This window comes from Methanosarcina baikalica (assembly GCF_031461075.1).
Classification (GTDB): domain Archaea; phylum Halobacteriota; class Methanosarcinia; order Methanosarcinales; family Methanosarcinaceae; genus Methanosarcina; species Methanosarcina baikalica.
The window spans coordinates 16,308-38,314 of sequence record NZ_JAVKPK010000009.1; the positions used below are offsets into that span (position 1 = coordinate 16,308).

General features: G+C 38.5%; 18 protein-coding genes. 5 read left to right on the forward strand and 13 right to left on the reverse strand.

What is annotated here, in order from left to right; all coding sequences use genetic code 11:
• Nucleotides 1-83: 83 nt before the first annotated feature.
• On the forward strand, nucleotides 84-2,174 hold the full coding sequence (locus RG963_RS03375) for a phage tail protein (protein WP_310574869.1): 2,091 nt from the start codon (nucleotides 84-86) through the stop codon (nucleotides 2,172-2,174).
• Nucleotides 2,175-2,187: 13 nt separating this feature from the next.
• Nucleotides 2,188-3,693: a hypothetical protein gene (locus tag RG963_RS03380; RefSeq protein WP_310574870.1), complete on the forward strand. Its 1,506-nt coding sequence runs from the start codon at nucleotides 2,188-2,190 to the stop codon at nucleotides 3,691-3,693.
• Between the two features lie 206 nt (nucleotides 3,694-3,899).
• Here RG963_RS03380 and RG963_RS03385 read toward each other — a convergent pair whose 3' ends face one another.
• The 5 genes from RG963_RS03385 to RG963_RS03405 all read right to left on the reverse strand — a co-directional run bounded on the left by RG963_RS03385 (nucleotide 3,900) and on the right by RG963_RS03405 (nucleotide 10,013).
• A complete protein-coding gene (locus RG963_RS03385) occupies nucleotides 3,900-5,489 on the reverse strand; it encodes a hypothetical protein (RefSeq protein WP_310574871.1) in 1,590 nt (529 codons plus the stop codon).
• Nucleotides 5,490-6,149: 660 nt separating this feature from the next.
• Entirely contained in the window at nucleotides 6,150-6,608 is a 459-nt protein-coding gene (locus tag RG963_RS03390; RefSeq protein ID WP_310574872.1) for a hypothetical protein, read from the reverse strand.
• A 983-nt stretch (nucleotides 6,609-7,591) separates the two neighbouring features.
• Nucleotides 7,592-7,999 carry a DUF1699 family protein gene (locus RG963_RS03395; protein WP_310574873.1) on the reverse strand — a complete coding sequence of 136 codons (408 nt, stop codon included), beginning with the start codon at nucleotides 7,997-7,999 and terminating at the stop codon, nucleotides 7,592-7,594.
• A gap of 721 nt (nucleotides 8,000-8,720) precedes the next feature.
• A complete protein-coding gene (locus tag RG963_RS03400) occupies nucleotides 8,721-9,044 on the reverse strand; it encodes a hypothetical protein (protein WP_310574874.1) in 324 nt (107 codons plus the stop codon).
• 426 nt (nucleotides 9,045-9,470) lie between these two features.
• Nucleotides 9,471-10,013, reverse strand: a complete 543-nt coding sequence (locus tag RG963_RS03405; protein ID WP_310574875.1) for a hypothetical protein — start codon at nucleotides 10,011-10,013, stop codon at nucleotides 9,471-9,473.
• A gap of 81 nt (nucleotides 10,014-10,094) precedes the next feature.
• On the opposite strand from RG963_RS03405, the gene RG963_RS03410 reads away from it, so the two are divergent.
• Nucleotides 10,095-10,325: a ferredoxin gene (locus tag RG963_RS03410; protein ID WP_310574900.1), complete on the forward strand. Its 231-nt coding sequence runs from the start codon at nucleotides 10,095-10,097 to the stop codon at nucleotides 10,323-10,325.
• Between the two features lie 111 nt (nucleotides 10,326-10,436).
• Here the strand turns inward: RG963_RS03410 and RG963_RS03415 are convergent, their stop codons facing one another.
• A complete protein-coding gene (locus tag RG963_RS03415) occupies nucleotides 10,437-11,210 on the reverse strand; it encodes a winged helix-turn-helix domain-containing protein (RefSeq protein ID WP_310574876.1) in 774 nt (257 codons plus the stop codon).
• Between the two features lie 275 nt (nucleotides 11,211-11,485).
• Between RG963_RS03415 and RG963_RS03420 the strand changes: the two genes are divergently transcribed.
• Nucleotides 11,486-11,686, forward strand: a complete 201-nt coding sequence (locus RG963_RS03420) for a hypothetical protein (RefSeq protein WP_310574877.1) — start codon at nucleotides 11,486-11,488, stop codon at nucleotides 11,684-11,686.
• Between the two features lie 232 nt (nucleotides 11,687-11,918).
• Nucleotides 11,919-12,356, forward strand: coding sequence for a CoA-binding protein (locus RG963_RS03425; protein ID WP_310574878.1), 438 nt, complete (start codon nucleotides 11,919-11,921; stop codon nucleotides 12,354-12,356).
• Nucleotides 12,357-12,401: 45 nt separating this feature from the next.
• Here RG963_RS03425 and RG963_RS03430 read toward each other — a convergent pair whose 3' ends face one another.
• From RG963_RS03430 to RG963_RS03460, 7 genes are all read right to left on the reverse strand, one after another.
• Entirely contained in the window at nucleotides 12,402-12,575 is a 174-nt protein-coding gene (locus RG963_RS03430) for a hypothetical protein (protein ID WP_310574879.1), read from the reverse strand.
• A 236-nt stretch (nucleotides 12,576-12,811) separates the two neighbouring features.
• On the reverse strand, nucleotides 12,812-14,179 hold the full coding sequence (locus RG963_RS03435) for a tetratricopeptide repeat protein (RefSeq protein WP_310574880.1): 1,368 nt from the start codon (nucleotides 14,177-14,179) through the stop codon (nucleotides 12,812-12,814).
• A 562-nt stretch (nucleotides 14,180-14,741) separates the two neighbouring features.
• Nucleotides 14,742-14,951, reverse strand: a complete 210-nt coding sequence (locus RG963_RS03440) for a hypothetical protein (RefSeq protein WP_310574881.1) — start codon at nucleotides 14,949-14,951, stop codon at nucleotides 14,742-14,744.
• 135 nt (nucleotides 14,952-15,086) lie between these two features.
• The gene (locus tag RG963_RS03445) at nucleotides 15,087-15,431 is read right to left on the reverse strand and encodes a hypothetical protein (protein ID WP_310574882.1); all 345 of its coding nucleotides are present in this window, start codon (nucleotides 15,429-15,431) and stop codon (nucleotides 15,087-15,089) included.
• Nucleotides 15,432-17,115: 1,684 nt separating this feature from the next.
• Entirely contained in the window at nucleotides 17,116-18,723 is a 1,608-nt protein-coding gene (locus RG963_RS03450) for a tetratricopeptide repeat protein (protein WP_310574883.1), read from the reverse strand.
• A gap of 110 nt (nucleotides 18,724-18,833) precedes the next feature.
• On the reverse strand, nucleotides 18,834-20,096 hold the full coding sequence (locus RG963_RS03455; protein WP_310574884.1) for a P-loop NTPase fold protein: 1,263 nt from the start codon (nucleotides 20,094-20,096) through the stop codon (nucleotides 18,834-18,836).
• A 381-nt stretch (nucleotides 20,097-20,477) separates the two neighbouring features.
• Nucleotides 20,478-21,779 (reverse strand): phenylacetate--CoA ligase family protein, encoded by a 1,302-nt coding sequence (locus tag RG963_RS03460; RefSeq protein ID WP_310574885.1) that lies wholly within the window; start codon nucleotides 21,777-21,779, stop codon nucleotides 20,478-20,480.
• Nucleotides 21,780-22,007 lie beyond the last annotated feature (228 nt).

Consider the following 22,007-nt stretch of genomic DNA (forward strand, 5'->3'; position numbering starts at 1 on the left):
GAAGAGTAAATATAAAAAAACTTTTAAAAGAGCTAAGAGCTTTTTCGCTCAAGCTTTTTTTAAAAGACTTGCAGGAGAGAAGCATGCAGGAGAGCAAATATAAAAGGATCAATACAAAGTCCCTTTTCGGAGAGTTCAAAAGCGGACTTGAAAACCTGGAACTAACGGAGAAAGGGCTTCGTCTGACCCGCAGGGAACTCTATAAGCCAGGGAATGATATCCTCAATGAACCTGACATGGAAATGCGTGATGTTGATACCGATGAATGCGATATCGTTTATGTTCTTGACAGAAAGAACGCCTCCATTCTTACCTGCCACCGGGATTTTGAAAAGCTCCGATTCCCTGCTTACGGATCAGGAGCTCTAGCTTCGGTGTTTGAGTCTCCTGAAGGCATAACTATCGATGAAAACTCAGTTTATGTAATCGGCGCACTAAGAGTTCCTGACGGGGAGAAAAAAGAAGCTCTTGTTGCCTTTGGAAAAAAAGACCTTAAAGTCCTCTGGATGGTAGGTGAAGGGCCTGATGGGCTTGCCCTTACAGACCTCATTGATCTTGATATGGATTCTGCCGGAAACCTGTACGTCCTGGAAAAAGGCAGGCATCGAGTTCTCAAACTCCCTCTTTCCTGCAGAGAAAGGGGTTTTTCCGACATAGGAAAGGTCGAGTTACAGGAGCCAGAAAATATCTATGTTGATACGAAAGGAAAGCTGCAGATTTTTGACAGTAAGGCAGGATATTTTGTACTTGGAACAGACGGTATTGCTGAAAAAATGGACATTACCTCCTCCATGCAGGGAATGATTAGCAGAAAACGGACTCATGACTCAAGAAATAACATGTACTTGATTATCGACAATGGAACAAGACTGAGACTCCTCGAGTATGTTAAGGAATACAGCCCTGATCCTGAAGGGGTTTTCAAAGGGACGTACCTTTCAAAGCCCGTGGACAGTCAGGTCCAGAAGACCCAATGGTATCGTTTCATGCTGGAAGGTAGTTTTCCCAGAGGGACAACGGTCGAATTTCATTATTACATATCGGATGAATTTCTGGACGAAAATGAATTGAGGGAATTTCCTGAGAGCAAATGGAAGGAAGGGCTTCCAGGGAGTTCGGTTGTCCAGGGAGAGAAAAAAAGGGATGCACTCTTCCAGACCGAACGTGAAGGGCGCTATCTCTGGTTCAGGATCACCCTTGTAGGGACTGAAAAGCTCTCACCAGAGGTCTCTGCGGTCACAATTTTCTTCCCAAAGGTCTCCTATCTTGAATACCTGCCTTCAGTTTACAGTGAAAATCCTGCAAACAGGGATTTTCTTGATCGTTTTCTTGCTATTTTCGAGAGCCTTTTTTTTGAAATTGATTTTACAATTGACCACCTGGGCAGATGGTTTGACGCTGCAGGCACTCCCCCGGAATTTCTGGAGTGGTTGTCAAGCTGGGTAGCCGTCAATCAAGGAAGAGGAGAAAGGGTAACCCGAAAAAAAGTTTCGGAGGCAAAGCAGAGGGAGTTCATTTCTCATGCTGTTTCAATGTACAGGGACAGAGGAACCCGGCAAGGGCTTGAAGACCTCATTTTCCTATACACCGGGAAAAAACCAATCATAATTGAAAATCTCCCTGCAGGCTGCATAAAAAGAAGATCTGAATATGAAAATCGAAAGGAAAATAAAAGGCGTGAGAACCAGAAAGGGGATAATTCAAAGAATGAAAGCCCGAAGAAAAACAGAAATCCTGAACAAAAAAAGTTTCTCTTTTTCCCTCCGGAAGAAGCAAGAGTAAAACGTCCTGATGGAAAAGGAAACGCCCGGAGGGAAGATTCCCTGCATGACGTCCTCTATGGAGGAGAAAATTTCAGTTTTGTCGTCTTATTCGAAGAAAAACCGGAAGAAGCTGAGCTGGAACTTATTAAGGATATAATAGAAGAAGAAAAACCGGCCTATACGACCTACAGAATAAAGGTGCTTGAACCCTGGTTCTATCTGGATGGCCATACTTACCTGGGTAAAAATACAATGTTAAGACGCCCCAAGTTCCTTCTTGGCAAGTGTTCTGTCCTGGGCAGGGATACCGCGCTAGGAGTGGAAAAAAGCCCTGATGTTGCTGACAGAGATAAAAATCATGCTCATTCAATCGGACAGGTTACTTCCAGTAAAGGTCTGGATTATTTCTAAAGGAGATTTGGAAATGTTAGAAAATGGAGAGGAAAAAGAGGAATTCGAACTTCATCAGTTCCAGCGGAACAGATATTTTTATGGAAAACTGATGACTGTCAGGGATTTCGAGATCGAGCAGGAATATTTTAACGGGAAGCGTTATTTGCTTAACAGATTGATTCACGGCAAGGGCATCCTATGCGGTTTCTCAAGCCTTGAGCTGTTCCCGGAAGAATCGGGTGAGGTAAAGATAAGGTTCAGGGACGGGGGAATAGCCCTGGATATCCTTGGCAGGGAAATTGTTGTGCCCGTAGATATAGAAAAAAAGGTTATGACCCTAGAAGGAATTCCCTTCAAGAAGCAGGAATTAATAAAGCCAGCCTACCTTTACCTGAAATACAGCTCTGTAGTCTCGGAACTTGTAAGAGCAGCCTCAAACCCTCTGAGCTGTGAGGAGGTTGCCTGCCCGAACCGAATCCTGGAGGATTTTGAGGTAATTGCAACCTTTGAGTACCCGGCAGAAAACGAAAATAAAAAGTTATCCGTATCATGTACGGCATGCGCAGAGGCCGATGAGAAAGTCTTCTTTGCCGCAGTCAATGATGACCTCTCGATTAATGACGAAGAAAGCTCCCACAGGCATTTTCTCCAGACCCGGAGTGAAGAAGCCGCAATGAAAACAAGTGCAACTGGGGTAGTGTACTTCAAGCAGCCCACTGTAAATTCCATTACCTCCCCCCTTATCGATCCCAAACTGGGTACAGGCCCGATTTTCATTCAACTGGGCCTGGAAACGGAAGAAAACCAGATCCTGACAGGGTTTGCAGTATCCGGAGTGGAAAACGGCTATTCAGGACTCCAGCTCCAAACTATTTTTGATGCCTCTTCGGGCAAGTTCAACGTCCAGGTAATTTTCAAAGATGAAAGCGAGAGGAGATCGATCAGAGTTCGCTGGTGGGCTTCAAGGGCTGATACGCGCTACAGGACTGAAGAAGTCAAATCCGATGTTACTCTAACAAAATACAGGTTTGTATCCGATCCGGATGTCAAAGTAAAGCTCGTGGAAAACGGCCTGTGTGAGTCCGGAGCCAAGAACTGTATGGAGTCCGGAGTCATCCACGGAGGAGACCATTATGCCAGGATAGGAAATGATGTTGCCCTGAACGGAAACCCGAAAAAACTAGCCGAGATCGTCAGGGAACAACAGAATAAAGACGAAACGAAACAACTTTACACGGAATGGGAAGTCGGTGGTGGCTGGGTCCTGAAAGTGGAGAATTTCGACAGCACGTTAAAGCCGCCTGTAGTCGAGATTAAACTCAAATTCGAAGAACAAGAACTGAAGTCCTTTGAAGTCTCGAAAGGGGATCTTATCACCTACTGCGAAGACATTGCAGGGGAAACCGGAGTGCCTCTATTTGTGACTTACATCGATGATATATATATCCCAGGAATTAAGAGCCTGATCGGGAGAGAAGCAAAGGTCATTTTAAAATACACCTGGACAGTATCGAAAAATTTTAGAACTCTTGATTAAAATACTGATAGAAAAAGATGGGAAAGAAAAGGAAATTAAGTTAAGAGAAAAGATACTGAATTTTTCCTTTTCTTCAAGTCTCATTTTATAACTCATTAAGCTGTATGATATATCAGGTTAATCAGGTTATGAATCCCTCTTGTTTCTCTTTTTCGGATTTTCGAGGAATCCATCTCTTTTTAGATAAGGCAGTTAATTATCCTGATTTATTTATTCTCAACTGAACATGAAACCAACTTAGGTTGAGCTGAAGTAGAAGTAATCTTTCTTCTCAGGAATTCTCCAATCTTAAATTCTCCTTTGTAAAATGGAATCGCAATCATGTGAATAATTAAAGATAAAATAATAACGTCCAACATACCAATCAAAATCGACAGATAAGGAACGCTCCATTGTTTAATGCCATATTCGCGATATAATATGCTAAAATACATATTTGAAAGCCAATTCGAACTACTCACAATCGGAATGTCCCAGGGGCACCTTCCGAATACAAAACACAGGTACATTCCCGCCACAAAAATAAGAGTTCCTGTTAAGGAGTTTACCGATTTCAGGTAAAAAGGCTTCATTCCAAATAGGGCGATTTTTATAGGAATGTTATTTCTCGTATAAGTAAAGTAGAATATTATTAACCCAAGAATGGATAAAAGGATTCCCCAATTCTGTAAATTTCCTATTAAGGGATAGGGAGCTAAATTCTTTGGGTCTGATATTATTAATATGCTTTTGTTTTTATAGTTTGAGTTACTCTCGTTTCCATCAAGAGGGTCCCAATGAAAACTTGTGGCATTAATAGTTTTTATGCCTGTGTCGTCCCATTCGTGAGTGAAATTTTCATTCCACTGTATGTATGCAGTGCTATTATTAGATTTTATGGATGCATTATTATTAGATACTGCTAATGCATCTTCTGTTTCATTAGAATAAGATATATTTCCGAAAATGCTATTGTCAGAAGAATTATTATCCCACTCAATTACAGTAGTGGTTTCCATTATAGTCCGAGTATCGGTTTCCGATAGATTCTTCTGAATATCAGCTCTTGTTGGGGTCCGAATATCAGTTTCCGGTAGAGCCGGAATATTCTTACGTTTTCCACAAGTTGCATTGAGACAAGTAGAGAAAGAATAATCGTTATCCTTGTAACCACAGTAACAGCAATTCTTAGAGGAATTATCCAAATTATAAGTACTGCTATTGCAATTAAATTCTTCTTCCCCGTCCAGCATGATCTCAGTGAAATTTGAAATCTTATAAATGTGGGCACTGTTATTACTGTCAAATCCTTCTTTCTCGTCCAGCATGGAGAAATTCTGAACTGTTATGCAGGTATTGTTTCTGATCTCAACAGGAACCCAGTAAGAAACATTTATAGGAATTCCGTCCTGAAAAATTGCTGCAGAGACATAATAGGTGCCAATTTTATCCCATTTGTGAGTACAATTTGATTGATAAGCTACACCTATATTACTACAATTTCCGCTCATTGGGATAGGTGGTGTATGATCAGATGTATTATTGTTACAATCCCAGTAAAACACGATAACTCTTTTATCTGAAAATAGCGAGCGGTTGTACGTTGTGATAAAAGTATAATTCTTATTAGGATATCCCCATATTTTATATTCACTTACAGGGGAACTGAAATCTTTATCCCATTTACCAGTGTAATTATTTTCGTCAAATGAATAATTATAGGAAACATTTTCTGCGCTTCCTAAGCCCGCAAATCCTGTGATAAAAGAGAGGAAGACAAGAATAAGCAAGCAGGTTGAGCGCAGATTTTTCTTCATATAACTATTTAACAGGTTTAATAAATATATAAAGATTTGGTTTATCTTCATAAAACTATTTTCTTTAAAGTCTTTAGAAATAGATAACTGATATGGATCATCCTATGAATTGCAGAAAAATTGCATAGATGTGAAAGCTATTTATAATGTAGAATTCCATCTCAGTGTAGCTCCCAATAAGGCTACAAAGCTCCAGTGGAACATTCAATGACCAGCATGCTTCTTTTACTTCAGAAAAGGGTAGTGTTGCAAATTTGCTGTAAATTCAAAGTTAAATTTCAGGATACTTGTATTATATCTGGATTAGTGACTTCCTGCGATTTATGATTTTCCAAAAAACTTGTACCCTACCAAAAATGCGAACCTTTTATCCTAAAACGTTGGGATTTTCTAGTTTGGCAGGAAGGCGAATTCTATAAAAAAATCTTTTAAGGAATGATTGATAAATAACTTCAATTTTTCACTTTGGTAATGGCCCATATAATTCCATTTCATAAATAACCATCAAATACAATACCGGTGCAAAATAATTGAAATTAAATTTTCGTCATTCCTAAGGGCTAGTTACGAAATAACTTAAGTAACACATTATTCAGAGTAAAATCAAGGGAAATACTTATGAAAATGGCAAAGTACAGTGTAAAAATGGGCTTAAATTATTTAGCCGTGGATATCTAAGCACAGCGTATTTGCTCTATTATAATGATTATATCCAGTTTTCAAATATTCTTTATATTGATTTATGTCTGCTACTGCATCTATATTAGCAAGCTCTTCATTACCTGCCTTTACCATTAGCTTCCCAGCAGAATTATAGTCCTGCATAGCAAGACCCCATTCCTTTTGAGCTTCTTGTAGTTTCGGAGAGACTTTAAATTGGTTGTTTTCATCGATTGCCTTTTGAGTATCATCGGCAATGTATTGACCGTATGTAACAAGCGTTTTAAAATCGTCGCTTTTTGAAGCATCTGAAACTGTTTTGAAATCGGATGATAATGACGAAGTGTGGCGTGCCATGCTGTATTCCCACTGGCGATCTTGATAGCCGCCACCTGCACAGCCACAGGCTATCGTAGTTACTATAAAAATCAGTGATATAATAAGATGATTTTTGTTCAACTTTTCCACCTCTAAATTTAAAAATTTCAATTGATTAATTTCATTTGTTGAGTGGTTTAGAGAGACTTTTAAGAAATATTATATATCTATATGCTTCGAGATTATAAAAAATATATTAATGTCAACTTGCAATTTTGGAAAAGATAAGTTTACTCATAACACCGTTAGAATAATGGATGCTCCATTGGCCTGACGGGTCAATTAAATCCATCTATGTTTATTTTTATGTGAATTGCTATCGCAGTACACGGTTATCAAGGGAAAATACAGCTCTTCAAAATATTAAGCCTCTTGATTACGGTTTTTTAAAACCATTAAATAGTCTTTGGAATGACAATAAACAAAAACACATAGCAAGTGTTAGCCGATATCGATATTTTCAATTGAGTTAACAAAACTTGGTCAAAAATGAAGGAACTTTCTGAAATTGGGGCACTTACATGAATTAACTGATTTCCACCCGAAGGAAAGGTAAAATCTTATTGGGTATATAAGTTCAGTATCATGAATGTTAATATTTTTCATATGAATAATGTTTTGAGTAGAAAATCTCATTTTTGAACTTAAACCTTTAGTTTTCCTCAAATTTCACAATGGTTTATTTCCATTGGAACTTTTGATGATTACTCCAATGTTAGGATTTCAGTCTTTTTGATCTGCTAATAAGATTTTAAAAGGAATTGAAGCTATGAATATGGTGAAAAAAAGACAAGTCAATAATTTAAATTACTCTGTTCTTATGAAGTCAAATACATTAATCAATTGTTTGGTATAGTTTTATAATATTGGTACATTTTCCTTGAATATTTTGATTTTTGTTCATTACTTATAGATTTACATCTTTTTTAGAATTTTTTGCAACGGAACCTTAAATAGAATAATTAAACTGGAGATTAGATCACGAAAGATGCAACCCATTTCTGTACGTTCTAATCTCCAGTAAAGTGTCTGCCTACTGACGACATATTTTGTCCTGCATGAATTCAGGCAGGAGCTTCTTTGTTCATGATATAAGCAACCATTCCGGGGTTAAGCTTGCTTTCCCTTGAAACCTTTGCTTCAATATCCTCAGCGGATTTACCTTCGATTTTCATTTCTTTTATTTTCTCAGTCACTGAAGATGGAATGGTGTAGTATTCGTTAATGTCCTTCCTGTGACCCCAAACATCTCCTTCAATAAGCTGGATTCTCTGCATTTCAAGGAACAGCTCTATGGATTTTGAGACCGTAGCCATGTAAGACTTCGGTAACTGAATTACCTCAATTTTTGGGCAGGTTTCGACCAATCCAAAAATGTCTTTGTTAGAAGGTCTGAAAGCCAGGTGAACAATACGCTCATTAGGATTTAATGTAAAGATTTCTTCCCTTGAACTAACTACTCGAATTCTCATATTTTTCCCCCACTACAAACTTCTTTTAATTTTACTTTGATATAAACTACATATACTGATTATAAATAATTATCTCATTGGACTAATATTATTTAGATAGTATTCTGGAGATGATGATTATATTAGATCCTCTAATTTGATCTAGAAAAGCCAAAAAAAGAATAGTAACCGATTTTTAAAATTTGTTTTCCTATTTTTGCTTCACTTCTGCTCTATTTAATGCTATAATTTATTTCCAAAGACAGACAAATTATTTTAATTTTTGATCTATTTCAACTTCGAGATTTAAAGAAAAAGTTTTGAGTTTTGGGATCATCTCCTCATTATTTGAAATGAGAGATTAATATATACTTTTGTTCTCTCCGGATTGTCTGCAACTCCACATTTTCACAAATCGGAATCACCTAGTGTCTAAGAAATTTAGTTATGAGTCATCATAATTAAGAAAGGGACTACGGATGAGGACTTTTTTAAATATTAATGCCCTATAATTAAGTTGCCAGGACACTAGTGCTTCGATTCCAAAATAAATTCCTTATTTAATGAAAAATTCGTGATCAGTGAATATACTAGAAAGTCAATAATACATGTTGAAAAGTCACAATGGGTCTATAATATCAGAGTATATGTTCCGGTTTTGCGTATTGCACATTGTAAAAGTTATAGCAGGTAATCATTTTTCGGATAGGCTCTAAGTCCTCCCTGCAAGTCTGAAAAATAGTCATTCACATCTGAAAAATTCTTTTAAGAACGTTTTTCGCGTATTAATTTCTTTTTCTTTTTCAAGCATTTTCTCGTAAAGCGCTTTCTCCTCCGAGGTTGCAGATGGGTCCAGTGCCGGGATAGGAGTGGTTCTCAAACTCCCAATCATGTTGCGGAGCTCCTGAAATTCCTGCCTGCTTATTACGTGCCGCTCGGTTTCTGCACGCAGTATCGCGTTTTCGTTTTTTATTGCGAGATATTCAGGACTCTCGGAAATATCTAATTCCTTCTCAATCGTTAGATACGGAATGAACTTTGTATAGTATTCTTTCAATTTATCCACATTCGCTCTGAAATAGTGCTCTTGCGTGCCAGGTAGTTTGTGCCCCATAACTCAGTATGGAAATAATCGCATCCATTATTGAGCATCGTACTATCAAATAATTTTCTAATGTTATGTGGCCGTATAAGATTCCTTTTATGCTTGTCAGCATTTTTACATGCTTTTGATGAAATGTCTCTGTAGATCTTCATAAAGCCATTTTCGCTGATGTGTCTATACGCTTCATCCTTTTGCTCTAGAAATTCGTCACTGATGCGTCTTTGAATGAACAAATAGCCATCATCAGAAAACACTTTCTGTTTATTGATTTGATTTAGCCGCCTAATCTCTGTGGTTTTCTCTGTTCGCGCCCTATATTTAAAATACTCATTTAATGCATTACTTGCTTCTGGGGTCAGGAAAGTTATAAAGTCTACATTCGTTTTTTTACGTCTTAATTATTAGTGTAGTGATGCCTGTGACGTGATCATAACCAGATATAAAATCCTTGATCTTTAAATTCATAATCGTCTGTCGATCCAGTCCACTACTTGCGGCAACAAGTACAATCGCTTTCTCCAAAGGATCACAGATTTTTAGAATATCACGCAAATCATCTTTTGTTGGGATTGGGATATTTTCTTCCAAGGGTTTTGGGTGCGATTTGTCTTTTATATTTCTAAATTCAATCTCAAAAGAGTGATAAAAACTTTTTACACCTGTGAGATATGTCTTAACTGTCAACTCGGCTAGATTTTGGGATTTTAGGTATTCCCTGAAGTCGTTGATGTTTTTATTGACGCTGCGCTTACGCATAATCAGATGAGCTTCAGATTCGGCGACGTCGAGTAGTTGTTCAGATGTCATGTTCGTATAATCTGTGTAGACCTGCATCCCAAAAAGATAGCTTTTTATTGTAGATTGTTTTATATTAATAATGCTAATCCATTCCATGACAATTGGGTCTAACTTTAGATCGTCGATCTTCATATTAGATGGGATTAAATTGAAGATATATTGACGTTAGCAGTCGCTTTTTGTGAGATAAACGCGATAAAGGGGGAGTGAAATATAGCTGATAAGGCAAACAAAGTTGCTGAAAATATTCCCGGACCTTATTATTGTGACTACGAATGTATCGCATGTAATCTGTGTGTGGACAATGCACCAAAAAATTTCAAGATGAATGACGACGATTCCAACGCCTTTGTATACAAGCAGCCTGAAAACGACGAGGAAAAAGAAGCCTGCGAAGAGGCATTAGAAAACTGCCCGGTTGACGCGATAGGAAACGACGGATAAAGCGGTTTTTTTGATTTAAACCGTCATTTCCTTAGCTTTTTATCCATTTCCAATTTTATCAATTTTTTTACTTTATCGTCCTTTGCTACTTTTTACCACTTTTCTGCTTCTTTATTGATGTTCAATTTCCGAGTAAATTCTGGAAAGCCCCTGAAGAGTGGAGTATCCTTTTCTTGTGATTATATAATCTCCGCGTTCGCTCCGCTGTAAGATCATGCCTGTTTCAAGCAGTTTCTGAAGGTGGAAAAGCAGATTCCCTCCACGCAACCCTGTAAGTTTCGAAAGCTCTGAAAAGGTCTTGTTCTCTCCTGAAAGCATTTTGAGCATAAGGAGTCGCTGTTTGTTTGCTACCGGCTCGCAGATTTCAGAGACCAGCCTATCAGGTTCTATCTCACTTATATCAGCTCTTTTAGCTCCTTCTTCCTTTTCTTCATAGATCTGAAGCGAGCGCATGAGTTTAACCTGCTTTTCAAAGAGATTCGTAGCCTCTGAAAAGCACTTGCTGCAGTTGGGGGTTTTTGCTTCCTTTTTTAACTCTTCCAGCCTGTCCCTGTACAGTTTTACAGTCTCGGCTTCGATCCTGCCCCTGCCAACAAGCCCTGCGGTTTCCTGTAATATATCCCTAAAAGTTTTTTCACAGAACTCTCGCATCCCGCAGTCCCGTACCATCTGGCTGTGCATTCTATCGTTTGCGTCCTCACATAGATAGTTCACCATGGGCTTCATGAAGCTCTTCCTCATTTCTCCAAGCATTCCCTCAATGTGTTGCTGGTTCGCCCGCTGCAAAAACCTCGAGAACTCATTTCTCAGGGTCGTAACTTCTTCCTTAATAGATTGCAGTTCCCCCCGGTAATAAATCTCAGAACTTTCGTGTGCTGTCTCCATGTATTATTTGCCTCGAAAAATGCTCAAAAATTGGATTGGATGGAATTAAAATTATTTTAATTAAAGACTGTTTTAATTAGAGCCAATAATTAACATTGTTAATTAAAGATATTAATTGAAAATGTTAATTAAAAATGTTAATTGAAGCTGTTAATTGAAGGCATTGTTAAAGGTTGTTATTAAAGGTCATAATTATATACAATCCGAAATTTGTATATAATTATGACGCTCAAGTATATAAATATATACAACCTTCCTAATTTCGGTGATAAATCATGGAACTACAGGATATAAACAACTTCGTGCAAACCGCAAATGAAGAACAGCTCAAAGCCTTTGGCTTCCTGGGGCAGTGGATGATGGAAAACGTCCCTAAATATTGCACCTGCGCCTCCAAATGCAACCAGAATTGCGAGATTGCAAAGGCACTGGGCGGAGCGCTTCAAACTGCCGGACAGAGACTTCAGGGACAGTAAGCAGAATTTTATCATAGTTCTGCTGCCCCTTCATTTTTTATTTTTTACGTTTTCCATTTTCAGGTGTGTTTCATGCGTTTAAGGCCTTTACAACCTACTTTTCACACAAGTTTTTCGAAAAAAACCCGTCATATGGACCGAAAGATTGCAACTTACTTACGGAAGATTGCAACTTACTTATAACTTAAGTGATATATTTTAAATTCAGAATATGCCAAAAGGTGAATTCAATATGGAACCGACAACCTTGGATTGGGAAAAATTCTGGGAAGCACAAACTTTTGCAATAGTTACCGACCGCACAAAGCCAGCTATGAAATGGGCTGCCTCGGAACTGAAAAGCCGTGGCAAAAAAGTCTATCTTGTGGACCTTTCCGAAAAACCTGACTCTGAATCTCTAAAAAATGTATCCTCTCTCCCCTCAGGCATAGACCGTGCAGTTATCGGAATAACAAAAACCGAACCAGCAGACCTCATCCCTGTCCTGAAGAAAAAAGGCGCAAAAAAAATCTGGCTCCACTGGACGACAGAAACCGAAAAAGCCGTGGATACCTGCCAGAAAATCGGGATTGAGTGCATGACCGGGCACTGCCCCATGATGTACCTTGGAAACGGATTAAGTATACATGGTATACACAGGGCGATCGCGAAGATGATGGGGAAGTATTGAAGAAAATGATGGATTTGTTTTTGGAACCTTTGCTTGTTCACGGTTTTAAAACCCGGTCCCTACCTTCGGTCGCGTAGCGAACGGCTTTTCCAGAACGTAAATTCGAAAACCAATATCTGAATACCAGATCATATCAACGCCAGTGATAACATGCTCTGAAGTAAATTTCACTTTTCTTCCATATTTAGCCTTGAGAACCTGAATATTTTGTTCAGCCATCTTGAAATATGAATAAGAAGAACCAAGTTTTCTCTCAAGTATTTAAGGAAGCGTTCAAACAAGGGTAAAGCTTCTTCATACATAATAAAATAAACATACATAATAAAATAAAAAATTATGCGCGATGGAAGAGTGCTTACACGAAAAACGCTAGCATTCAGGTAAAAAAGTAAAGTATTTTGAGTGTTCCATTGCCGATAATTTTCTATTTTTCTACGTTCTCACTTTTCTGAAATTTAGCTCCGCCAGCTCCGTTCCATTTTCTCGTACAGGCCAATTAAATTATTTCGTGTGATCTTGAAATAGGGGTGGTCGGGACCGTATTCTTTTTCGATTATGTCAAGGGCTTTTTCGTAGAGGTTTATTGCAGTATCGTATTCGCCCATACTTTCATGGAGGCCTGCGAGATTGTTCAGGGTTGTGCCGACATCAGGATGGGCCGGGCCGAGGGTTGTTTCGTAGATCTTGAGGGCGCGGGTGTAGAAGGGGAGGGCTTTTTTGTGCTGGCCGAGGATTCTGTGGAGTTCACCAAGGTTGTTCAAGGTCTTGGCAACGTCAGGGCTGTCAGGGCCGAGGATACGCTCTCGGATTTCAAGGGCTCGCGTGTAGAGTTCAAGGGCTTTTTCGTGGCGGCCTTTCTGGACGTAGACGCCTGCAAGGTTGTTGAGGGTTGTGGCAAAACCCGTGTGTTCGGTTTTTCCGAGTTTTTCCATGATTTCCAGGGACCGGGTATAGAGGATCATGGCTTTCTCATACCTTGTGGTCTGGAAATAGAGAAGAGCAAGATTGTTCAGGGTCTGCGCTACCTGCGGGTGCTCCGGACCGTATACCTTTTCCTGAAGCTTTAAAGCCTGCCCGTACCTGTCTTCAGCCTCCTCAAGTTTGCCCATTTCCGAGAGCAGGACACCCAGATTATTCAGAGTTCCGGCTTTATGTGACATAACCCCGCGATTATCAGGCTCCTGATCCTGAAGCTTATCAAGAAATTCGAGAGCCCTGGTAAAGAGTTCCTCAGCCTTTTCAGGTTTTTCTATCCCCTTATATAAAAAAGCTATTCTGTTCAGGGTCCTGACAGCCGCAGGATTTTCTGGACTCAGGAGTTTTTCCTGAATTTCAAGCGCTCGGCTATAGAATGAAAGGGCTTCCTCGTGCCTGTTCATTAAATAGTAGAGAGTGCCCAGTTCACTGAGCGTATCACCGGTCTCAGGTCGTTTTTGGTCAAGGATAATTTCACGGATCTCAAGCGCTCTGGAAAAAAGCCTGAGGGCCTCGTCATAGTTTCCCATATAGCGGTAAATCCCTGCAAGCCCATTCAGCGCAGTTGCAGTTCCCGGACTTTCAGGTCCGAGGTTCTTTTCCGCAATATCAAGCAGCTCTTCATACAAAGTTAACAGCATTTTCCAGGACCCGGATCTATAGAAAGGCTCGGCTTTTACGGTGAACCAGCTTACCAATTCCCCAGGCTCAAGAACTTCTTTTGCATGCATAAAAGCTTCTTTTAAGGCTATCTCATCTTCCTCGGTGACGAGTTCCGGGTCCAGATCTTTCAGCCGCTGTCCATACCTTTCAAGCATAGCCTTGTGGTTTTCCGCTTTTTCGCCCACTTTTGTTTCTTCTTTCTCTGAGTTTTTCCTGGAATTGATCGTAATTCACCCCTCCTTAATGAAAAGCAGGATAATGAAGGTTTTTATTTGGAGATATAACTATATCTAACTTTAAATATTCAGGAGTGCCCCTATATTAAGTATTATAAGTTTGTAGTCATAATCTATGGGTTTGTAGGTTTAGAACTACGTTTTGTTGTTTATAGTTCTGGGCATGGGGTCTGTTCGCGTGCTCTCTATGTTACATGAAGAAGCGTAAAACTCATGGGCTTTTAGCTCAGGAGTAGTTCACTGGTAGTTCCGTAATCTGCCCCTCTGCTCTTTACAAATCCCTATTTAAATCATCGTTTCTTTTTTGATTTCACTCGATCTTCCAGGCAGGAGATCGCAAAAAATATGGGGCTTTATTTGCTTGCGACCGCTCCTCAAATTCCTGGGGCATTGGGCACTCCTCAACTTGGAGCCAGTCGGCATACCACCGTTTTCAAACTGTATAAATCAACAGTATGGAGCAAAAACAAATTTGAAACTAAATAAGAAAGAGTGCAGAAGCTAAGATTGATTACTGCCAAGACATCTTATCGAGTATCCTGATTAAGTTGCTTGCCTCATCAAAAGATAATTCAGGCCAGTTCTTTTCGTATTCCCCACAATATTGACTAATTTTTTTATGCCTCTCCAGATACCGAAGGGACTTTACTACTAAATTTTTTTGCCTAATAGTCATCGAAGAATCTTTAAACTCCATAAAATACTCCTTAAATGCCTTCATTTTTCAGTATTCTGTAACTGTAATCAATCAAAAAGCCAGAAATATTAGATACTTTATACTCTTTTTTATTACCTATATATATAGCTCACACTATATATACATACCTTCTGATGATGTATTGATTAGACCTAAATATCAATATAGTCCTGTATCTTTATATTGAAATATCCCTTGCGCTAGAATTAGCTGCACATCAACTTCAATTAAAAATCCGGATAAATAATAAAACGTCTCTATTCTGGATCTTTTTCCACTTTTCTTGTGACCTCCTGCAACCTGGCTTGAAATGTATAAGGGTCTTCTATTGAGCCTCAAAAGAGGACGAGATATTTGCTTAATAAATTTCAACGGCTTTCCGTTTTCTCTGGCTACCGGAAAAGCTAAAAATAATGTTACTATTATTGTGTATTCAATATCACTAAAAAGTAAAAGGAGTAAGGAAAACGTCGCCAGTAGAAATACAAGTGTCAGTATGTGCATTACTATTTTTGTGCATATGTTTCACAATTTTATTTTGTGGATGTAAGTTTTTTATCTGGAAGTGTTCAAAATATGGAAAAGGGTAAAGAAGGATTCTCATAATCATTTCTTTAAAAAAATAGAACGGAGAAATAAACAGAGCTTACAGAGTGGGTGACTTATAAGAAAAGAGCTATGCTGGGTTTGAAATTTTTTGCGTCAAACAATTTTTTGCTTAAATACAATTTTTTGTTTGAATACAATTTTTGATATAATTAATTTAATATAATTTATGTTATTATTATATTCTGGAGTTGTGGAGTAGAGCTGGGGTATCATCAAAATAAAAGAATATCCTGGGGTCGCTGATCCTTCTTCGAACCAATGTGCTTGGGGGAGCATAATACTTCGAAGAGACTGTATTGGGGGATACAGTAGAGACAGCGCCTCTGGGCTTCTTCTATGTTACTTATGTTAAGGACTCTGTATTAAGTAATATTCTCTTTTTTCGTCTCTTTTTTCTTCATATAGAGCTTTACGGATGAGAGTTACTCAGTCGTAGCCCCGAATATTATAAGAAGTAGAGAATCGAGAGATATATAACCTAAAAAAGCCTCTGGATAAAAGATAATTTTAGATATATATTCGAAAAATATATAACACTTTTAGTTGTCTTTCAGGATTATCTGATAAACTTTCAGAGCCTCAGTTCCGTGGGAATACACAACCTCGATTCATCATCCTGAAAGTCGAGCTTTGATCTATTGAATAAGACCTTGACAGCTCAAATAAGGGCAAGCAGGCAGAGAGAAGCTGGTATAGGAAGATTAATATGCTGTGCAAGGAAGCAGGTATATAAAGAGAAGGCACGCACACTTGCAAAAGTATCAAAATATCCTCGACACAAAAATATTACAATGACCATGCTTTATGTGAAGATATCGACTGTAGATATACAAAAATAGATGGATGAAGCAGGCGATCCTATACTGGATAAATAACGAGTGTTACATGATATTGTTTTTTATATCGCTTTATATCCTTAAGATGATTGTATTTTATTGGATTGCGAAAAGAATACTTAGGTGGAGAAAAAAGAGACGAGGGTAAATCGGCTTTTGAAGCTAACACAATGCTAACAGTGAGGCGCAAAGACCCAACGTTGAAACTTGTCAAAAGTAACAGATTCCTGCATCCTTGTGACTAGTCTGAGCTTGCGAACTGCGCCTATCAGCAGGCACACCTCTTGTTTTTCCGACTAATTCTATTACATGAGGTATATGGTTACACCTTTTATAACCTGAATTTGACAGATTCTGCTAATTAATACAGTATTCCATCACAAAAAACGCATTGTATCAGCGCAATGTTGTTTGAAAAATGAAAAATATTGATGCTCATAAAGCAAAAGAAATAACTTTGAATTGTATTACGAAAACAGAATCATGAAGCCTATTTATACATTATCAAATATACGCTTCTGTCAAATTCAGGTTATAATTGAGCAAAAATATGATTGTTAAGAAATTAATATCCGATAAAAATAATAGTTAAAGTTTGGGGGTTACTTACTTAATAGTTTATTGGTTTTAAACTTTTAATTCAATTTATGTCTTATTATTTATTTCAATTGCTTTGAATGCAAGTTTCGTTTTAGGTTATTGGGTTTGAAGTGAAAAATTCTTCGAAAAAAGAATACGAAATGTTATTCAACAGATCCTTCAAGTTCCTTTAATTTCTGCTCACAGAAGCTAATCAGCCTCGGATATTCAATCTTCGTTCCTATAGCAAGGGATTCCTTCAAAAACTCGATTGCTTTTCTTGGTTCTCCCAGATGACTGTATGCTGACCCCAGATTTCCAAGATGATTTCCTTCTCCGCGCCTGTCCCCGATTTCTTTAGAGATTTTCAGCGCCTGTTCATAATATTCAATTGCTTTTCTTGGTTCTCCCAGATCACTGTATGCTAACCCCAGATTTCCAAGGTCTGCACCTTCTCCGCGCCTGTCCCCAATTTCTTTAGAAATTTTCAGCGCCTGTTCATGATATTCGATTGCTTTTCTTGGTTCTCCCAGATGACTGTATGCTAACCCCAGATTTCCAAGGTCTGCACCTTCTCCGCGCCTGTCCCCGATTTCTTTAGAGATTTTCAGCGCCTGTTCATAATATTCAATTGCTTTTCTTGGTTCTCCCAGATGACTGTATGCTGATCCCAGATTTCCAAGATGATTTCCTTCTCCGCGCCTGTCCCCGATTTCTTTAGAGATTTTCAGCGCCTGTTCATAATATTCAATTGCTTTTCTTGGTTCTCCCAGATCACTGTATGCTAACCCCAGATTTCCAAGGTCTGCACCTTCTCCGCGCCTGTCCTCGATTTCTTTCGAAATTTTCAGTGCCTGTTCATAATATTCAATTGCTTTTTTTATATAGCCAAGTTGTGAATAGATTACGCCAAAGTTTTTGAGGATAAATCCTTCTTCTTTCTTATTTCCAATTTCGTTAGCAATTTTAAGAGCCTGCCCGGAATACTCAATCGCTTTTTCCAAATCTCCAAGCTGGTAGTATGTTATGCCTAAATTACTGTATATTGATCCCTTTAGGTGCTTGTTGTCAATTGTGGATGATATTGATGCAGCAGTTTCAAGATATTTTGCAGCTTCTTGTGAATAGCCCAAAAATAATTTAACTATTCCGAGATTGTAATTCCAGTACGCAAATTTATAAGGATCTTTTAATTCGCTGTCTTTATATTCTATGATTAGATTTTTGTAATAATCAACAAGTTCTTCAAGTCCTTTTTTGTCCAGACCATCAAAATCCTCAAATTCAAACACTGGACTGGAAGTTATTTTTCGTATTATATCAAACTCAAAAATCGTGGTTCTCCATGAGAAGAAATCCTGTGCCTCTTCAAGGATTAAATTGAGCGATGCGCTGTTGATCCAGATAAGAATAGGGTGTTTGATTTCCAGAAACCTTTCCCGCATCATATTTAGTAGAAGTAAGGCTTCTGATTTTCCGTTAATATTTTTCTTTCTTACTGCTTCGTCGAGCCCAAAAACAAAAAATGCAATTTTTTTATTTTCATTAAGTTTTGATTTGTATGAATCGGATTTAGTTATTCCCTCTAAAAGCTGAAAAAGATTTGTAGATTCTTCATTCATTTCAATATTGTGAATGTAAATTCTACTATGTACCCGCTCAAAAATCTCCTTGAAGATCGCATCACATAAGACGGGCTCGTTACAGCGCACAAATGCAATTGTACAGTCATCGGAGAGATCAAGAAGTGTAATTATTTCTTCAATTTTCATTAAATGAGAGAGTTCCATTTCCATATTTTTACCTGTTAAGCTCTACAGATGAAAATAACTTTTAAATCTTACTTAATGATAATTTTTCAATACTGCCATTAAATTCATTTTTATTTTTTTGGAAGGAGATTTTTCTCTTCAAGAATTGACCTGACTATAGGATTAATATCGCACCAGCTTCTCCCGTTCTTGTATTCAAGCACGCTGAGATTGTGAAGCAGGCCAACAAGTCTCTCGTCTCTTTTTATATCTTTAGTTTCATAAATTCCTAGAAGTACTTCGTAATCTTCATCACTCAATTGTGCCTGATATGAGTTTTTAAGTCCATTTATTACTTCTACAGCAATGTCCTTGTCTATCAAGGTTTTTCTTCTCGATATAGCACGTACTGCCGAATCTCGAATTATTCTTATGAACTCCCTAATAACACCTCCACTCATATCAATGATGTATTCAAGGGCTTCGGGAGTAAATAATTCAAGAGAAACTCTTTTTACCACAATTTGCTTCATGAAAGCTCTACCGGCTGTTTCCGTTATATTTTCATCTTTTTCACGAACCTTAATATTAGGATAAATTATGTTCTCGCTAAAGTTCATTTTAATCTGGGTAAATTTATTTGAACTTCGAAGAGAAATAGGGAATGTATAAATTATCTTGCACATTGGCTGAGTTAGCTGGGTGCTGTGGCAGTAGAATAAGTTTAACGCTTTTTCATAATCGCATTTCTCAAGGTTGTCAATTATGACAAGTACCTGTCTTCCACTTATTTCTATTTCAGCAATTATATCGTTTATCAGGTTAATTAATTCTGATACACGCGGCTGAATTTCCTCTCTTATTTCTTGCCTGGTGGTTGTTTCACTCTTCATCCTTGCCAGTAGTTCAACAAAATAGAAAGGTAAACTGAATCCTGCACCGCCTTCAAGCTTATCTTCACATATTTCTGTTTTTGTTATGGCTTTCCCCCACTTTTTTGTCCTTTCAACCAGTGAGGAGCTTATATCACATTCTTCTTGACATTTTTCCATTATTTTTGTAAGTATTGAAAATAAGACATCAGTGTAGTTTATGTCATTGTTATCCAGAAGGTCGAGAACACTAAAATGTACGATAAAAAATTTGTCTCCCATTTCTCTATTCAGGTATGAGACGAGACGATTTAATGCAGTTGTTTTACCTGAGCCTCTATGTCCTGTGAAAAGAAGTTTGATTGGTTCGTAAGTTTCAAGGCTAAGCTCAAGGCGGATTTTTAGTTCTTCTATATTTGTTTCATTCTGGTCTATTTCTACATAGTAGTTTTCCAAATCATCATTTTGAAGAGCTTTATTTGGATTAAATAGATGGTAGATTTCTTTCAAGTCTCCGACCATTATTTTACTTCCTTTTCAGAAATTTAGGTGGTTTCAGCATAAAGTGTATGTAATGAACAATATATAACCTTTTGAATGTAACGCTCTTCAGTAGGCTTCTAGTTTTTGTTTTGCAGATAATTTAGCTCTGAATAATTCTGAAGTTTTCGGATAAATTGCTCCATCTCAGACTTCACGCAAAGGCCGCTCTCCTGCGTCGAGCGTGGACGTTCCCGGGTCCTGAAAGTGAATTTTTCAACCCTGCGGGCTGGATAATAGAAAATGAGCTGATCTTAATAAGGATACAGAAAAATAATATTCAAAAAAGGTTAAAAAAGTCAGGGAATGTTTTTTTCCCTGAAAAATCGGTTTTTATCTGGTTTTCAGGTTTTTGCTCAGCTTTTAGATCTGAGGCCGTCTGTCAATTATTCTCTTTGCCTTTCCTGCGGTCCTCTCAATGCTGCCTTTTTCCAGTAGCTCTACATTTGTGCGGATATTAAGGACAGCTTTGAGTTCGTGCTGGACGTGGTTCTGGACGGCTTTCAGATCTTTGAGGTCGCCGGTAAAGGCGTTTTCTTCGAGTTCGACTTCGATTGTGAGTTCGTCGAGCATGTGTTTGTTGCGGTCAAGGATGAGCTGGAAATGTTCCCCCACCTGGGGAATTCGGGAGATAACATCCTGGATCTGGGATGGGAAGACGTTTATACCTCTTACTATCAGCATGTCATCGGCTCTGCCGAGGAGGCGGGATATTCTAGTAGTTGTCCTGCCACAGTCGCATTCGGACTCAAGAAGTTTCGTCATGTCGCCTGTACGGTATCTTATATTGCAGAAGCCTTCTTTGTTAATGGAAGTGATGACAAGTTCACCTTTTTCGCCTTCAGAGACCTGTTCTCCGTTTTCGTCCAGGACTTCAACAATGAAATTATCGCTCCAGATGTGCAGGCCGTTCTGCTCCTGGCACTCAAAACCGACCCCGGGTCCGAACATTTCCGAGAGGCCGTAGCAATCGTAGGCTTTAAGGTTGAGCCTTTTTTCAAGCTGCTTCCGGGTGTTTTCCGACCAGGGCTCTCCTCCGAATATAGCTGCTTTTAAAGAAAGTTTGTCTACAAGGTCCAGTTCTTCTGCAGTTTCTGCAAGGTAAAAAGCATAGGAAGGTGTGCAGTGGACTGCAGTTACTCCGAAGTCGATCATCATCTCAAGCTGCCTTGCAGTATTTCCTGTTGCTGCAGGCACAACCATAGCGCCCATTCTTTCTACACCGTAGTGAAAGCCCAGGCCGCCTGTAAAGAGGCCGTAGTTCATGGAGTTCTGAATAGTATCGCCTTTTGAAAGCCCTATCATTGTAAGGCTTCGGGCAATCATATCTGACCAGGTTTCAATATCTTTTGCAGTGTACCCGACAACAGTGGGCTTCCCGCTAGTCCCTGAAGAGGCATGGATACGTACGATATCTTCTTTTCTGGCAGCAAAAAGCCCGAATGGATAGTTGTCCCGGAGATCTGTTTTCTTCGTAAAAGGCAATTTACGGATGTCTTCGAGGGTCTTGATATCATCAGGAGTTACTCCTGCCTCCATGAAGTTCTGCCTGTAAAAGGGAACATTGTCATAGACCAGCTTTACGCTCTGTTGCAGGCGTTTCAGCTGCAGTCTCTTCAGTTCTTCGGAATCCATCGTTTCATATTTCGGCTGCCAGTATTTCATTAAAAGAACCTTCCTTTGATTCGTGAAACTGTTTTCAGTTATGAATTTCAATGCATGAATGCTATGTCTCTACATATCACGATATAGTGAGTGATTTTATCAGTAAGATAAAACGTCTGGAAAAATCAATCTACTGTAATTCCTTCCCACATATAAACATTGTTGAAGTAAAGCTTCATACTTCAGAAGAAACAGCAGCTGGTTAAATAATAACATTATTTATTCTGA